General features: G+C 50.4%; 13 protein-coding genes. 4 read left to right on the forward strand and 9 right to left on the reverse strand.

Translation table 11 applies throughout. The annotated features are described in order from the left end of the window. Nucleotides 1-59: 59 nt before the first annotated feature. From DACE_RS16055 to DACE_RS16070, 4 genes are all read left to right on the forward strand, one after another. Nucleotides 60-374, forward strand: coding sequence for a hypothetical protein (locus tag DACE_RS16055; RefSeq protein WP_050770056.1), 315 nt, complete (start codon nt 60-62; stop codon nt 372-374). Nucleotides 375-687: 313 nt separating this feature from the next. After that, on the forward strand, nt 688-2556 hold the full coding sequence (locus DACE_RS16060; RefSeq protein WP_006003061.1) for a 2-oxoacid:acceptor oxidoreductase subunit alpha: 1869 nt from the start codon (nt 688-690) through the stop codon (nt 2554-2556). A gap of 3 nt (nt 2557-2559) precedes the next feature. Next, nucleotides 2560-3555, forward strand: a complete 996-nt coding sequence (locus DACE_RS16065; RefSeq protein ID WP_006003062.1) for a 2-oxoacid:ferredoxin oxidoreductase subunit beta — start codon at nt 2560-2562, stop codon at nt 3553-3555. A 310-nt stretch (nt 3556-3865) separates the two neighbouring features. Then, on the forward strand, nt 3866-6088 hold the full coding sequence (locus DACE_RS16070; RefSeq protein ID WP_006003064.1) for an NADP-dependent isocitrate dehydrogenase: 2223 nt from the start codon (nt 3866-3868) through the stop codon (nt 6086-6088). Nucleotides 6089-6316: 228 nt separating this feature from the next. Here the strand turns inward: DACE_RS16070 and DACE_RS16075 are convergent, their stop codons facing one another. From DACE_RS16075 to extI, 9 genes are all read right to left on the reverse strand, one after another. Then, nucleotides 6317-8224 carry a putative bifunctional diguanylate cyclase/phosphodiesterase gene (locus tag DACE_RS16075; protein ID WP_006003065.1) on the reverse strand — a complete coding sequence of 636 codons (1908 nt, stop codon included), beginning with the start codon at nt 8222-8224 and terminating at the stop codon, nt 6317-6319. Nucleotides 8225-8351: 127 nt separating this feature from the next. Next, nucleotides 8352-9245, reverse strand: coding sequence for a hypothetical protein (locus DACE_RS16080; RefSeq protein WP_006003068.1), 894 nt, complete (start codon nt 9243-9245; stop codon nt 8352-8354). Then, on the reverse strand, nt 9242-10078 hold the full coding sequence (extS, locus tag DACE_RS16085) for a selenite/tellurite reduction operon c-type cytochrome lipoprotein ExtS (protein WP_006003070.1): 837 nt from the start codon (nt 10076-10078) through the stop codon (nt 9242-9244). The genes DACE_RS16080 and extS overlap by 4 nt, the downstream gene beginning before the upstream one ends. Beyond that, nucleotides 10054-10467 carry a selenite/tellurite reduction operon b-type cytochrome membrane protein ExtQ gene (gene extQ / locus DACE_RS16090; protein ID WP_006003072.1) on the reverse strand — a complete coding sequence of 138 codons (414 nt, stop codon included), beginning with the start codon at nt 10465-10467 and terminating at the stop codon, nt 10054-10056. Before extQ ends, extS begins: the two co-directional genes overlap by 25 nt. Further along, a complete protein-coding gene (locus DACE_RS16095) occupies nt 10464-11084 on the reverse strand; it encodes a cytochrome b N-terminal domain-containing protein (RefSeq protein WP_040367864.1) in 621 nt (206 codons plus the stop codon). The genes extQ and DACE_RS16095 overlap by 4 nt, the downstream gene beginning before the upstream one ends. 69 nt (nt 11085-11153) lie before the next feature. Beyond that, nucleotides 11154-11546 (reverse strand): QcrA and Rieske domain-containing protein, encoded by a 393-nt coding sequence (locus tag DACE_RS16100; protein ID WP_006003075.1) that lies wholly within the window; start codon nt 11544-11546, stop codon nt 11154-11156. Next, complete coding sequence (gene extO, locus DACE_RS16105; protein WP_006003076.1) at nt 11501-12745, reverse strand: selenite/tellurite reduction operon b-type cytochrome iron-sulfur cluster-binding subunit ExtO; 1245 nt, start codon at nt 12743-12745, stop codon at nt 11501-11503. The genes DACE_RS16100 and extO overlap by 46 nt, the downstream gene beginning before the upstream one ends. After that, nucleotides 12699-14531, reverse strand: a complete 1833-nt coding sequence (gene extM / locus DACE_RS16110) for a selenite/tellurite reduction operon c-type cytochrome ExtM (RefSeq protein ID WP_006003077.1) — start codon at nt 14529-14531, stop codon at nt 12699-12701. The genes extO and extM overlap by 47 nt, the downstream gene beginning before the upstream one ends. Nucleotides 14532-14675: 144 nt before the next feature. Then, nucleotides 14676-15845 (reverse strand): selenite/tellurite reduction operon porin ExtI, encoded by a 1170-nt coding sequence (extI, locus tag DACE_RS16115; RefSeq protein ID WP_006003078.1) that lies wholly within the window; start codon nt 15843-15845, stop codon nt 14676-14678. Between the last annotated feature and the right edge of the window lie 344 nt (nt 15846-16189).

Raw genomic sequence — 16189 nt, forward strand, 5'->3', positions numbered from 1 at the left:
CCTAAGCTCAAGAAGTCAGACTTCTATGGTAGAGCGCACCAAAGCTTCCGGTGCCGAACGTGTATACCTGCTTCGGCAACGGTTCAGCATTCTACAGCCCGGCATCTTCCCGCAATCGCTATGGCAGAAGCTATCCTGCGCGACCAGAAGCGGTTCTGCCTACTTGTGCTCTGCTGCAAGGTGAGTTCGGTGTTGACAACTACTATGTCGGCGTTCCTTGTATTCTGGGTGCTGCCGGCGTTGAAGGCATTATGGAATTTGAACTGGATGCTGAAGAGCAAGCCCTGTTCGACAACTCTGTTGCCGCCGTTAAAGGCCTGATTGATGAGCTGCCCACCATCCTGCCGGACATGGCAGACATTCGGAACAGCTAATCAGCTTAGCGTACAGTTGAATCATCCCAACAAGGGCAATGGCAACATTGCCCTTGTTGTTTTGTCAGTGTCTGAGAGCATAAGGACTTACTTGAAAAACCCCTCTCCTTGTTTTACACTCCCTAACACTGTTTTAGCCAAACTCAACGGATGTGATATTTTATTTCATCTTACGCATCTCTGTGCTTGCACATTGTATATTGCATATTGTATACAATTGGTGTATACAATTTGCGACGAGCAAATGACGATGTTTGATTGCTGTAAGCGCAGCATAATTTCTTGAAACATCTCTTTTTACACAGGAGACAGTATGGCAGAGAACGCAAAACTCACGAGTGCTGAGCAAATTGTCGTGAAATTCACCGGTGACTCCGGTGACGGCATGCAGCTCATCGGTAATCAGCTTACCGCCCTGGCAGCATTGGACGGTAATGATGTTAACTCCCTTCCCGACTATCCTTCAGAAATCCGTGCCCCGACCGGTACCATCGCGGGTGTTTCAGGTTTCCAAATGTGCCTGGGCGACCACAAAATCTACACTGCTGGTGACGCTCCTGACGTTCTGGTCGCGTTTAACCCTGCTGCGGTTAAACACAGTGCCAAATTCGTCAAGCCCGGCGGGATGATCATCACCAACTCCGACTCTTTCACTGAGAAAGCGCTGGCTAAAGTTGGTTATGAAGGCAACCCCCTCGAAGACAAAACTCTCGACGGTTACGACGTTAAAGCAATCCCCATGTTCACCCTGGTGCGTGAAGCACTGGCTGACATGGATATGCCTAACGCTGCTAAAGACCGTTGCAAGAACTTCTTCACCATGGGTGTTCTGTGCTGGCTATTCAACAAAACTCCTCAGCTGGTTCTTGATTTCATTCAGGAAAAATTTGGCCCCAACGCCAAGAAACCCAAGCTGCAAATTGCTGAAGCCAACACCAAGGCGTTCAAAGCCGGCCTGAACTATGGTGAAACCACCATCATGTTCCAGGAACGCTATGACCTTGGTGCTGCTCAGATCGAAAAAGGTCTGTACCGCAACATCACTGGTAATGACGCCTCTGCTCTGGCGATCGCTGCTGCCGGTGCTAAATCCGGTCTGCAACCGTTCATCGGTTCCTACCCCATCACTCCGGCAACCGACCTGCTGCACTACGCATCAGAGTTCAAAGACCTCGACCTCGTCACCATGCAGATGGAAGACGAAATCGCTGGTATCTGCTGTGCCATCGGTGCGGCCTACGCTGGCAACCTGGCATTCACCACCACATCCGGTCCTGGTCTGGCTCTGAAAACAGAAGCTGCCGGTCTGGCTCTGATCCTGGAACTGCCTTTGGTTATCGTTAACGTTCAGCGTGGTGGTCCTTGTACTGGTCTGCCGACTAAAACTGAGCAATCTGACCTGCTGCAGGCCATGTTCGGTCGCAACGGTGACAGCTACATGCCGATCATCGCTGCCAACAGCCCGGCGGACTGCTTCGACGCAACATTCCAAGGTGCAAAAATTGCTTTGAAATACCGCACTCCGGTTATCGTACTGACTGACGGTTACATCGGTCAGGGTAGCTGCCCGTGGAAAGTACCGACCCTGGATGAGCTCGAAGACCTCACTCCTTACGTCAACCTGTGGAAGCCGGAAGATCATCCTGGTGAGACCTACATGTCTTACAAGCGTGACCCCGAGACTCTGGCACGTGACTGGGCTATCCCCGGCACTAAAGGGTGCCAGCACCGCATCGGTTCTCTGGAGAAAAACGAATCTGGCGCTGTTAGCCATGACCCGATGAACCACCAGAAAATGACTGAAATCCGTAAAGCCAAAGTTGACAATCTGGCCGCAGTTCTGCCTGAGGCAGAGATCAACGGTGCTGATTCCGGTAAAGTACTGGTTATCAGCTGGGGTGGTACTTATGGTGCGGTTAAAGGCGCTGTTGACCGTCTCATCGCTGACGGCAAATCGGTTTCCGGCGTTAACCTGCGTTGGGTATGGCCGTTCCCGCCGAACCTGGGCGACATCATCAGCCGCTTTGACAAGGTCTTGGTTCCGGAGCTCAACATGGGTCAACTGAGCCTGCTGCTTCGCGCCAAGTTCCTGGTTGACGTTCAATCTCTCTCCAAGGTTCAGGGCGACCCGTTCCGCGAGTACGAGGTTATCGACAAAGTCAACGAAATGTTAGGAGAATAAATCATGGCAGAACTGACTAAAAAAGATTTCGCCTCCCCTGCTGAGGTTAAGTGGTGCCCGGGTTGTGGTGACTACGCCATTATGAACGCTGTCCGCGCGGGCATGGTTGCCGCTGGCAAGCCCCGCGACGAAGTGGCTATCGTTTCCGGTATCGGTTGCTCCAGCCGTTTCCCTTACTACATGGAAACCTATGGTCTGCACACCATTCACGGTCGTGCTGCAGCCATCGCTTCCGGCGTTAAAGTTGGTAACCCCAAGCTGGACGTCTGGGTTATTTCCGGTGACGGTGACTCCACCGCAATCGGTGGTAACCACTTCATGCACGCAATTCGTCGTAACATCAACCTGAATTACGTCATGATCAACAACAAGATCTACGGCCTGACCAAAGGTCAATACTCTCCGACTTCGGAGATGGGCCAGATCTCAAAAACCACACCTTACGGTGTTATCGATTACCCGATGACTCCTCTGAAAGTGGCAATGGGTCTTGGTGCAACGTTTGTTGCCCGTGGCCTGGACGCTCAAATGAAGCTGTCTGAAGAGATCTGCAAACGTGGCGCAATGCACAAAGGTTTCAGCATGATGGAAATCTTTGCCAACTGCATCATCTACAACGACGGCGCTCATCAGCAGCTGACCGACAAAGAAACCGGCGCTGACTACTACATCATCCTCAAAGATGGTGAGAAAATGATCTTCGGAACCGAAAGCCAGTACTGCCTGGTTCAAGACGGCTTCAAGATCAAAGCAGCCAAGGTTGCTGACGTTGCTGAATCCGACATTCTGGTTCACGACGAGAAAAACGCTGAAGTTGCTGCACTGCTGGCGACCATGCGTCCCGATGCTAACCTGCCTCTGGCACTGGGCATCATCTTTGCTGACGACAGCAAAAAGACCTACGACGACATGGTTTACGAGCAGGTTGCTGGTGTTAAAGCCAAGCGCGGCCGCACGGTTGACCAAGTTATGCAAGAAGGTCACACCTGGACGGTTTAATCACCGCTCCACCTGTAACACGCACAACCCGCCCGGAGGATTCACATCCTCCGGGCCGTTTTAACATATATCCATGGAAGATTGCTGGACATGTCAGGCTTCTGGGATGTTTGACGGCATTTTTGCCAGCCCCATGAACCCTACCTGTCCCTGCACACTCACCAACGTCTCATCTTGCAGTATCGCATGATAATTTATGGCGATGCTTATACAGCGCTCATCCAACAATGGTTCATTGGGGTGAGCATATGCTGAGTTACTGAACGTAATAGAGATTGAGCGTTACGGTATTCACCACTAAGGAGAGATCATGTCCACGATTATCTGGTCAGAAATTGATGAAGCACCGGCATTAGCAACGTATGCTTTGCTGCCTATCGTACAAAAATTCCTCAAAGGGTCCGGCGTTGATGTTGAAACACGCGACATCTCCCTTTCTGGGCGTATTCTTGCCAACTTCCCCGAGAAGTTGAAAGATGAGCAAAAAGTTGCTGATTATTTGGCCCAATTGGGTGAACTGACTCAGGATCCTTCGGCAAACATCATCAAACTGCCGAACGTCAGTGCTTCCATTCCTCAGCTGCAAGCAGCCATCAAGGAACTTCAGGAAAAAGGCTACGATGTTCCGGATTACCCGGAAGAGCCTAAGACCGACGAAGAAAAAGAGCTGCAAGCGCGTTACTCCAAGTGCCTGGGCAGTGCGGTTAACCCGGTACTGCGTGAAGGTAACTCCGATCGTCGCTCTGCTGCTTCCGTTAAAAAATTCGCCCAGAAAAATCCTCATCGCATGATGAAAGACTGGCCTGCTGATTCAAAAACTCGCGTAGCGCACATGAACGCCAACGATTTTTACGCCAGTGAGACGTCTGTCACTCTCGACAAGGATACGACGCTTACTTATAAATTCGTCGGCAATGACGGTAGTGAGCAAGTTCTGAAAGAAAAACTGCCTGTCCTGGCAGGTGAAGTTGTTGATTCATCCTCCATGAGCATGGCCGCAGTTCGCGAGTTCTTTGCTCAGCAGATTGAAGAAGCCAAAAAAGACGGCGTACTCCTGTCTCTGCACATGAAGGCAACCATGATGAAGATCTCTGACCCGTACATCTTCGGTCAGTGCGTTAAAGTCTTCTACAAGGATGTCTTTGAAAAATACGGTTCTGTTTTTGAAGAGATCGGCGTTAATGTCAGCAATGGTCTGGGCGACGTCTACGCAAAACTGAAGCGTCTGCCTGACGCAAAGCGCGAAGAGATCGAAGCGGCAATTATGGACGTGTACAAAGACCGTCCTGCTTTGGCCATGGTTGACTCCCGTCGTGGTATCACCAACCTGCATGCACCGAACGATGTGATCATCGATGCGTCCATGCCTGTTGTTGTTCGCGACGGCGGCCGCATGTGGAACCTGCAGGATGAGCTGCAAGACACTGTTGCCATGATCCCTGATCGTTGCTATGCCACGATCTACCAAACGGTCATCGAAGATTGCCAGAAAAACGGTCAATTCGACCCAGCCACCATGGGCGCAGTATCCAACGTTGGTCTCATGGCTAAAAAAGCTGAAGAGTACGGTTCTCACGATAAGACCTTCTACTCTCCCGGTGATGGTAAAATTCAGGTTATTGATGAGGCAACTGGCGCTGTATTGCTTGAGCAGACGCTTGAAGCCGGCGATGTGTTCCGTTCTTGCCAAACCAAAGACGAGTCGATTCGTGACTGGGTTAAATTGGCGGTATCCCGTGCTAAAGCGACTGGCGTTCCGACTGTATTCTGGTTGGATCCCAAGCGTGGCCATGATGCGCAGATCATTGCCAAGGTTGAAACCTACCTCAAAGACCACGACACCACCGGTCTGGACATCCGCATCATGACTCCTGACGACGCCATGCAGCTTGCTTGTGATCGCAGCCGTCGTGGTGAAGATACCGTTACCTGCACCGGTAACGCCCTGCGTGACTACCTCACTGACTTGTTCCCGATCCTGGAACTCGGCACCAGTGCTCGTATGCTTTCTATCGTACCGCTGCTTCAAGGTGGTGGCGTGTTTGAAACCGGCGCCGGTGGTTCTGCTCCTAAGCACGTTGAGCAATTCCTCAAAGAAGGTCACCTGCGTTGGGACTCCTTGGGTGAATACTGCGCTCTGGTTCCGTCTTTGGAGCACATTGCCAAAACAACCGATAATGCAACGGCTCAACTGTATGCTGAAACTCTGGATGCAGCCGTTACTGATTATCTGCTGAATGAGAAAGCGCCTTCTCGTAAGGTCAATGAGATTGACAATCGTGGTAGCAGCTTCTACGTTGCTCTGTACTGGGCAAAAGCTCTTGCAGCTCAAGACAAAAACGCTGAGCTGAAAGCCAAGTTTGCTAAAATTGCTGCCGATCTCGAGGCCAACGAAGCCAAGATTAACGAAGAGCTTCTGGCGGCTCAAGGTTCTCCGGTTGATATCGGTGGTTACTACAAGCCGGACGTTGCCAAGACAAGCGCAGCAATGCGTCCGAGTGCAACTCTGAACGCAATTATCGACGCACTGTAAAATCGTTCCGGTTGCGGAAACTAAAAAGCCAAGGTTGCACTTGCAACCTTGGCTTTTTTTGTGAAATCAAACTAGGACCTCAGCACATTCTAAATTGTCGTTTGTAGGAGCGGCTTCAGCCGCGAAGATCCATGCTAAAAAAACACTTTAAATACATTAGCGAATAAATTCGCTCCTACATGTGATTGTCTCTATGGCAAAATTACGTGTATTCGAGGACTAGCGGCTTTATTGCTGAAATGGCCAGCCCTTCTGTACGAACTCTTCCAGTTCTTCTCGGGGCAGAGGTTCGGAAAAAATAAAGCCCTGCATGGCCTGACAACCAAGATCACTGAGAAAACTCACCTGCTCCATTGTCTCAACGCCTTCCGCGATGACACTGAGTCCAAGCGTATCAGCCATGGAGATAATCGTCGCGACAATCGCCGCATGATTATCATCATGCATCACATTGACAAGAAAAGACTTATCGATCTTCAAACGATCAACCGGAAACGTGTTGAGATAATTGAGCGATGAGTAACCAGTGCCAAAATCATCAATGGCCAGTCGAATTCCCTGCTGACTGAGCTGACCAAGCGTTTTCCGTGCAGAATCGGCATTCTCCATCAATATGGTTTCAGTGATTTCCAATTCCAATTGTTCCGGAGGAAAGTTGGTCTCCTGAAGGATCTTTTTGACTTTATATATCAAAGAAAGATCATCAAATTGTCGACCGGACAAATTAACCGAGAGCTGCAATGGAACATTGAGCTGACATTGAAGCTGCTGTATCTGAAGGCACGCCTGGCGCAATACCCACTCACCGAGAGCGACAATCTGACCGGTACTTTCAACCACGGGAATAAACATCTCAGGCGGCACCACCTCACCCTGAGCCCGGTTCCAGCGCACCAATGCTTCAACACCGGTTAACTTTTGCCGACTCCAATCAAATTGTGGCTGGAAATACACTTCGAATTGCTGATCAATCAGCGCATGACGAAGTTGTTCTTCCAACTCAAGTTGGCGCGTGGCATTTTTGTTCATCTCTTCAGAAAAGAAGCAGTAGCCATTGCCATGATCATACTTGGCCGCGTACATGGCCATATCGGCATTACGCATCAGGAGTTCAGCATTGTCGCCATCCTGTGGATAGACAGAGATTCCGAGACTCGCAGAAACAACCAATTCCCGCTCCGCAAGAAAATAAGGTTGAGATAGCACATCAAGAACTTTACGGGCAATATGAGGCAAGTTGCTGATCTGTTTAAAGCCGGAGAGTATAACCACAAATTCATCCCCTCCGAGACGTGCAGCCGTATCATTATCACGCAAACAACTGCGCAGTCTTCGTGCCGCATCTTTCAACAGCAGGTCGCCAACGGAGTGTCCCAGCGTATCGTTGACCTTTTTAAATTGATCAAGATCGATAAACATCACCGCCAGATAGTGTGAAAATCGACGAGCATCGGCAATGGCATGAATCAGACGATCCTGTAGCAAAACTCGGTTCGGCAGCCCTGTCAAAGTATCGTAATACGCCAGTTGATGGATTTTTTGTTCCGCCTGCTTACGTTCAGAAATATTACGAAAGATACCGCGAACGCTGTGCGGTTGCCCCTCATCCTGTCTCAAGCTGATATTGCCTTCAAGCAGGACCGCACGGCCATCTTTACATTGGAATGTCACCTCTATCGGTCCGAGTTCGGCACCATCCAGCAACGAAATCACTCGATTACGACAGATCGGACGGTCTGCAGATGAGATTACGTCGAAAATATTCAATGAGGGGATATCATGATCAAGATAACCGAGGGTTTCTTTCCATGCTCGGTTCACATAGAGGATCGAACCATCAAGACGTACGGATTGAATCAGGTCTGAGGCATTTTCAAACAGGTCGAGGTAATGCTCTTGCAGTTTCACCTGTTTGACCAACGCTTGACGAAGTCGCCGCGACCAGATTCCAACCAGTCCCCCGGCGATACTGCCATACACGGCAGGAAAATAGTAAACCTGCACTCGCCAGACCGGAGCACCGATGTAGAGCTTTTGAACAACGGACAATGCGCTAAGCAGCAATGCCCCAAGGATTGGCAAAACAAGAAAATCCACACAGAGATTCTTCCGCCGACAGATTTCACTCCATTTCATTACAGGTCCCCCATACAAATCAAGCCATGAAATAATTCTAGCTCATTGAGGAAAGAAAATCGCATAAAAAAGAGGCCCCCCTTGTTAAGGGGAGCCTCAAACTTCCTTTATTCGGCAGACTTGCGGCTTAGTCCATCAAGGGCTCCTCTTTCCCCCAGTTTTCCAAGCCCATCCCCTGAAAGCGAGGGATCCAAGGGGACTTTTCCATGGTCTGCGGTGACTCGAGCTCTTCCAAATCACCTTGGTCATCGTCATTAACCGGCGATCCGGTGGCCTGAGGTTGATAAATAACGCCTGATGTCGACGAAGAGGTGTTGTCAATCGCACTAGAAATCGAGTCGGTCGGCTCAGCAACGGTCGGCTCAGCAACGGTCGGCTCAGCAACGGTCGGCTCAGCAACGGTCGGCTCAGCAACGGTCGGCTCAGCAACGGTCGGCTCAGCAACAACTGGTTCAGCAACAACTGGTTCAGCAACAACTGGTTCAGCAACAACTGGTTCAGCAACAACTGGTTCAGCAACAACTGGTTCAGCAACAACCGGTTTGGCAACAACCGGTTTGGCAGCAACCGGCTCCGTAACAACGGGTGCAACCGTTATCTGCGCATACAACTGATTCAACGCCGTTTCAACACCGGTCCAGAGATCCAGCTCACCATCCGCGTAAAAATAATCCGCGACCCCGAGCAACTGGCCGTTTTGAGCATTGATAATTTTGGCATGAAAACTCTTGATCGTTTTGGTCGGTTCACTATCGTCCGTCAGGTCGACAACCCGTTGCCATCGACACAACAACTGCGCATCAGCCGGTGAGCTACCGTCTGCCGGTTGCCAACCCAGGTTATAAACAGCATCGGTCACTTGGGATACCCTGATTTCTGTTGGTGGTTGTTCAACCACCACCGCAACTCGGGCATCTTGCGACAATCGCCAATGGGAGTCGAGATCAACATGGAGATGACTGCATGCACTGACCAGGGCCAGGCTGAGCAGAACAAACAGGAAACGGATAGGTGTCTTCATGGGTGCAATTCTCCCTGAGTGGCAGGCCAAGTATTATCGATCAGCTTGTGAATTTGCTGATCATTCAAGTCAAGCGGCGGCATAACAGCCAGTGGCCGGATCTGGCGCGGATTTTTAATCCAACGCGTCAAACCGTCGGCTGTCCACAACTGGTTATCCTTAAAGTTCTTCAAGTAAAAGGGCGTCAACAAACCGGAAAGGTTGGGGGCAATGGTGTCCGTACCTAACCCACCCAAATGTGGTGTCAACACACGATGACAAGCCCCACAGTGTTTTTCAAAAGGATGTTCCTCACTGGCAGGATTCTCAAAATGGACAATAGTGACGTCGTCGCTATCCTGCTCAAGCGGATTCACCCCCCCGGCGAGAAGAGCCAGAATCACCAACTGACGATCTTTCTCACCCAGAGCGAAATCGGGCATATAATAGGCGGGTTCCAACAAGGCCTGGATCAATTCATCAACAGACCGTTGGGCTAAAAGTTGATCAAGATCCGCCGCAAGTGTATTGCCTTTGCGATTCTGAACATGGCAGCGTCGGCAGGCAAATCGGTCAATGCTTTGGCGTGCCGCATTCATGATGGGCGTGTCAACAAGGCGAAACCAGGCATAGTCCGCATCAGTGCGCTGCGAATGGGCCAGATCTTTGCGCCGTGTTTGCGGATTGCCCCGGTGGCAACCAACACAATCCATCAAAGCAATAGGTGAATCCGTCACAAAATCATGGCTTAGCACAACACGGCTATGGCACTCCAGACAACTGTTGAGCGTTTCGCCAGACACCGGAACCGTCAGCCCGAGCAGCAGGATTAAAATGGCAAGACGAAGGACCAATTTTCACCCCGGAAATAAAAAGCAACAACGGTCAGCAGTACAATCACGATAAAACTCAGAACAGTCACCCAATTGACCCAGCGTTGATCGCGCGGCCACCAGCAGGCCCGCTTGGACGAAGTCACACCGGGCATCCAAGGCAGCATACAAAACAGCCCGCCGAGAAACACGACAGCATAAATGGCATATTTTGAATAACTGACAACCTCCTGCATCCAGATCAGAAACCAGGCAGCACGAGACGGATTCGGCACCCGCGAGACATCGGCTGGTTCAAGCAGCGGCGCTGGAAACAGCGCCGCAAACACAACCGTCGCCAGGATCGTTGCCGCCATCGCCCCCTTGATCAGGCGGAAAAAGGTCGGATCACTTTTGACATAGTTTTTCACAGGTAAGGCAAGGCTCCTTTTTGTTTACGGATCTTGTAAAAATGAAGCGCACACAACAAAACCGTCGTCATGGGCAAGACCACAACATGAAGGATGTAAAACCGCAACAGAGACAACGGCTCACCAACGGCATCCGGCACCAGAAACTGATAAAACAACTCGCCAAGGGGAAGAATCCGCACCAGCTCCATACCGGTCTGAGTCGCCCACAGAGCCAATTGATCCATGGGTAACAGATAGCCGGTGTAGCCGGAAAACAGGGCTAGACACAGCAACAAAAAACCGATCAGCCAATTCATCTGGCGTGGTGGTCGATAGGCCCCGGTCAGCAGTACCCGCAAGGTATGAAGAAAAATGAGCAACAGATAGAGATTGGATGCGGTGCGATGCAAACTGTGCAGAAAGTGGCCACCAAACACCTGCTCTTCAATATAAAGGATTGAGGTGTAGGCATGGTCGGCATGCGGCTGATAATACATGGCCAGCAACAACCCGCTGACCGCCAACAACACAAACAGGGTAAACGCCATGCCTCCCAGACAAAAGGTATAGCTGATTTTCAGGTTCTCTTTGAGAACCATACGTGGAAACAGATGTCGGATAAAATCTTTAAACACGGTCACCATCCTCGGTGGTTCATTGATAAAGCTCGCGTTTATCGCAGCTGACGCCCTTATGGCAGATACCTAACCATAAACCTGCCAGGAATCTGCGCGGCGAACGAGGCGCAATTGTGGTAAGGGTCGATCCGCAGGCCCCCGTGTCACCTCACCATGTCGATCAAAAGTACTGCCATGACAGGGGCAGCTTAATTCCGTCGAGGTCACCGTGAGCGTACAGCCCAGATGGGTACACACCAGACTCAAAGCATAAACGTGCCCCTGTTCGCGAATCAGCGCAAAACGTTGTTGGCGAAACACCAAGGCGCCACGCTCAGGAATCCGCTTGTCCTCTACCGTGGCCAGCAGGGTTTCCTGCGACTTAGAGGCGGAAAAAAAACGGAACAAGCCCCACCCGGAAATCCCACCGACAATCAGGGTTTGGATGAAGCCGCGTCTTTTTTGAGAAAATCTTGCCATTTTTTCACATATCCTCGGCTATACTCCGGTGTCTTCTGACTCATCCGTTCAAAGCGAGCTGGTGGCATAAAACTGCCATTCACCACCCGTTGTCCTTCAGCACGCCATAGGCTGTCAATCCCCAAGCCGTCACGATCCGGACGATAAATCCGTTGTTCGAGAGGTTCGAGGATAAAACGCCGCGCATTACCGTGACATTGATCGCATAATGCCGTTCCCCGACGAATCGTATGCGGCGTAAAGACTTTCCATTCGCTGGCCAAGCGTTGATTTTCCTCTCCCTGAGGCTGATTATCGACCACCTTGCTGTAATAGGCCTGAAATTGGGGACGGATCGGAGCCACCCGACCTTCTTCGTTCACGCCCAACGGTGGTAAATCTTGTCGCTTGAGATAACTGCTTTTAACATAGCGCTCATTGCCGGTGGGTTTAACCCGAAAATAGGCGCGGTTGCTGCTGTTAATGGTTTCAACATAATACGTCGCGTACTCCTGTGCGGCCCAAGATGCATGACAACTGACGCACTCCATGTTCTCCAAATGGGCCGCGATGCCATGCTCAATAATGTCTGGATTCACATCGTGACAATCGCGACACGACTTGGCACTGACCTTTCCGTCCAGAAAGCTGGCCATGGTGTGGCAATCGCTGCAATCAAGACCGGCTTCGGCATGCACATCAGGGCGCATTTTCAGATAATACTGATCATGGGAACGCGGACCACGCTGATAACGTACGCTGTCTTCACGCGGTGCGCGTCCGGAGAAATCCCAACCAACAAAATAGCCCTGATGACACGTCTGGCAGCGGTGTGTATCCGGTGTTGTCATAGCGTGTCCGCTGCCATGGCAATCCGCACACGAGGCGACATGACACTGCTGACAGTTCGTCGCATAGAAGGTAGTATCTGCCCGCCCCCAACTACGTTGGCAAAACTCCTGTTCTGCTGTCCGGCGGCTCATGGCATGGGAAAAAATCATGCCGGTATCAGCATGGCATTCAACACAGCCCAATCCGCGATTGTCGGCAATGCCGGGGTTACCCAGGTTGCCCTGTGCTCCATGACATTCCTGACACGCTATTCCCTGATGAACACCGGACACCGTCACTTCATGACACTGCTGACAAGGTGCTGCCAGCACAGGAGTCACACTAACGATCAGGAGTAACGCGCTGAAGGCAACGGTCAATCTGGTCATAATCTAAAGCCTGTTGGTAGATGGCATCCTTGGGATCATCATGGCAGACCAGACACTGGTTAACCATCAAAGCCCGACGCACTTCGTGTTCATTTAAGGGGCGGCTGTGCTCGCGTACGACAGCAGAAAATGATTGTACTTCGCCCTGTTTCATCACCATAAAACCATCCAATGGTAATTCATCTGATTTTTCACAAATCAGGGTGCTCTCAACACTTTGCCCTGCCACGACATGTTGGCCAAAGCCCAAAAAGGCCGGATCGGCATGACACTCGCGACAACTGACCGCTTTTAAAGCGGTATTATGGGAATAAAACGGCGCAAAACGCAGTTGCTGCTTACCACGAAAGTTCGCTACATATTCCTCTTTTTGAACATTGCCACGACGATCAAGAACCGTGACAAATGTCTGGCAGCCCGGCGTCATCGGAGCAATTTTACCCCGCTGATCAAGCGCCAGGGAAAACGGATAAAGGGAACGGTAATCTTCCGTTTCGCTGAACTTGCCCCGAGTCTCACGGCCACGAACAAAATCCATCCCTTTTTGGGATTGGTCATATTGGGTATGACACCCAAAACACTGCGGTACCGCAGCCGAATGACACGCATAGCATTCCATCCGCTCATGACCGACAATCGTGTGCTCAGGCGTCGCGGCAATCTGCTTGCTGATATGTTCCTGGCCATCACGCTTACCCACTACCACGATTTTACCGTCTTGATAAAAAACATTGGAATAGGGCCGCCCTTTTGAGGTCAAAACCAGCTTATCACCGGTTTTAACCTGGCGCTGGTAGTTGCGCGACTCACGCACCGCATCATGGTTTTCACGCTCGACCACTTCATAACGGGGTCCTTCGTCACCGCTGCCATGGCAATCTTCGCAGGCAACTTCGGTCTGCTGATACATATTTTCATAGGCATAGCCATCTCCCATCACATCGCGAGAGGTATGGCAATCAATGCAGTCCATCCCTTTGTCGAAATGGATATCACCCTGAATATGTGTGACATTGCGCGCCCCACTGATTAGCTCAGGACCGGGGAAACCATTATTGACCGGGACAAGGCCGTTATTGCCATCGTTCATGCCTTGATAAGACAAGGCAATCCGGCCACTACGGTTATGGCAACGAAAACACACCTCATTGGTCGGCAGCGGTTCCATCTGATGACTGGCGGAATGGGGCCATTTATTTTTCATGGCCAAATCATTGCCCTGGTAGGTGCCGTTTTCATTGAACGGAAAGTGACATGCCGCACAGCCCGATGCATGAGAGGCTTTCCACGACCGATGTGACTCCATGCCGACATGGCATAACGAACAGTATTTGCGATACAGCTCGCCGGCCAGATTACGCAGTTTTAAGACTGAATGATGTTCAACCGGATTGCCTTGTGCATCATAAAGCTTCTGATCCTGAGTCGCATAAAGGTATTCTTCGCCCCCTTCCCAGGTCAGGCGAATATTTTTGATAAAACCGGTATTGGTCAGCATCAGGTTGGAACGCACCCGATCCAGCTGATATTGATGGCATTTGCCGCAGGTCTTTTCCCAGAACTTGGGCGCGGAAGGATTGCGCGGCCCATACATGGATGCATGAGCGGCTTTTTTGTCGGTCAGAGTCTCATCGCCGCCATGGCAGTCGATACAATTTTGGTGGGTGTCCGACGCCAATTCCAGCCCGGCGTGGCAATATTCGCATTGCGAGGTTGTGGACTGCGAACCACAACCAACCAGAAGAAAAGGAAGCAGAAAAAAAATAGCTATCAGGACTCGAATCATAACTCCGACACACGACAAACAGGGGATGTCATTAGACAAATAATCCTACCACAGAACCGGAGCAGACCCTATGGCAATCGAAAAAAGATGCCCGCGTCACAAAGACGCGGGCATCCGAATTACGATAAATCTTGAATCAATTGCTTAGAAAACAACTTGAATTTGTGCTGTCAAGCTGTCGAAGTCTTCGTAATCCGCTGTTTCTTCGTCGAATTCGACTGTGGAATATTCAACGGTAAGCTTAAGGTTTTGACCACGGAAGTAGTAGTTAAGACCACCACCATACCAGTCGATCTCTTGGTCATAGACACCGTCCAATTCAGCCAGAGACCAGTTTTCCGCACGGAAGAAGAACTGCAACGGCGTTTCGGGCAGCATATACGCAACCTTGGTGTAACCACCATTCTTCTCACCTAACACCCCACAAATACCAGAGTCGGGATCGGCACCCTGATATCCATCATCGAGATCATAGTCAACATAAGCCGTCGACAGGGTAAAGGTACCAACACCCTCAATGGGATACTCGGCAAAGAAATCAACAGTCCATGCTTTGTAATCAACAGCATCTGCTTCGTTGGCCACATCAGCATAAGCCACATCTTCTTCAACAGAGTAAGCTGCGCCCAAGGTAATCACTTTCTTTTTACCCATGTAGGTACCTTTATAACCATAACCTGTCTCACCATCGAGGAATGTGACGTGAGCACGCCCGGTGTAACGGAAGTTAGAATCCGGAGCGGACTCAGAGTCGTTACGACCATTCATGACATCCACACGATACTGAAAGACGTCGTTAAACAGGTTACCCCAGACAGCCACACCTTTGTCCCGAGTACCAACATACGGAGCGCGGATCAAGACGGAGCGATCCAAGGTCAAGGGTGCTTCACAAGCCTCAAGGTTCTCACGAGTCAGGTTATACTTGAATTTACCGGCCCGCACGCGAAATGCATCGTTAAACTTGTAACGAATCTGGGCATCAAGCATACGAAATTCGTTACTGGAACCGTCACTAACTTCAAACGGTCCGACATTGACATCCTCAGTATACTCAGTTTGAGCATAAATCCCTAAATTTCCATAGGCACCGACCAAGGCAATACGATTACGACGAAAATTGAATTCCATGGTATCGTCATCACCACCTGAACCTGATCCCGTATCACGGTAGTCCAGTTGAAATTGCCCTTTATAATCCAGCTTCAATAACCCCTCATCCTCAGGGCCAAAGGTCCAGGTTGGTCCAGCAAATGCGCTTGAGGCTAACAAGGTGATCCCTGCACAAGCCATCAGAATATTACGTAATTTCACAATAGTTCTCCTTTCAAACAATCGATAGCTTCAAAAATGGATTTGTGGATCAATTAGCACCCAGCAGATCCGCCGCCCTCACTTGTGCCAGTAGGAGCTGAGCCACCTTCGTTGAAATACTCAGTATCTTCAGTTTCAATCTGAGTTGCCTCAGGAGCTTCAAGATCGTTGAGTGTTGCATTGAGATCAGCATTGATACTACCGGAAACCGGGTTCATGACACCAGTTGTCAGGCTTTCGACACTCCAAAGTTCGTCAAGTTGGATTGGGTTGGAACGNCTTTCATCATCGGGAAATTTGATACGGATTCGTGGTAAAAGTTCCCATTTGCACCCAGGAACCAT

The organism is Desulfuromonas acetoxidans DSM 684 (genome assembly GCF_000167355.1).
GTDB classification, from domain to species: Bacteria; Desulfobacterota; Desulfuromonadia; order Desulfuromonadales; family Desulfuromonadaceae; genus Desulfuromonas; species Desulfuromonas acetoxidans.

Bases quoted from the DNA above. Each gene is read 5' to 3' on its own strand.
- extM (WP_006003077.1), bottom strand. From the start codon at position 14,531: ATGATTCGAGTCCTGATAGCTATTTTTTTTCTGCTTCCTTTTCTTCTG.
- extO (WP_006003076.1), bottom strand. From the start codon at position 12,745: ATGACCAGATTGACCGTTGCCTTCAGCGCGTTACTCCTGATCGTTAGT.
- DACE_RS16060 (WP_006003061.1), top strand. From the start codon at position 688: ATGGCAGAGAACGCAAAACTCACGAGTGCTGAGCAAATTGTCGTGAAA.
- DACE_RS16075 (WP_006003065.1), bottom strand. From the start codon at position 8,224: ATGAAATGGAGTGAAATCTGTCGGCGGAAGAATCTCTGTGTGGATTTT.
- DACE_RS16100 (WP_006003075.1), bottom strand. From the start codon at position 11,546: ATGGCAAGATTTTCTCAAAAAAGACGCGGCTTCATCCAAACCCTGATT.
- DACE_RS16070 (WP_006003064.1), top strand. From the start codon at position 3,866: ATGTCCACGATTATCTGGTCAGAAATTGATGAAGCACCGGCATTAGCA.
- DACE_RS16065 (WP_006003062.1), top strand. From the start codon at position 2,560: ATGGCAGAACTGACTAAAAAAGATTTCGCCTCCCCTGCTGAGGTTAAG.
- DACE_RS16080 (WP_006003068.1), bottom strand. From the start codon at position 9,245: ATGAAGACACCTATCCGTTTCCTGTTTGTTCTGCTCAGCCTGGCCCTG.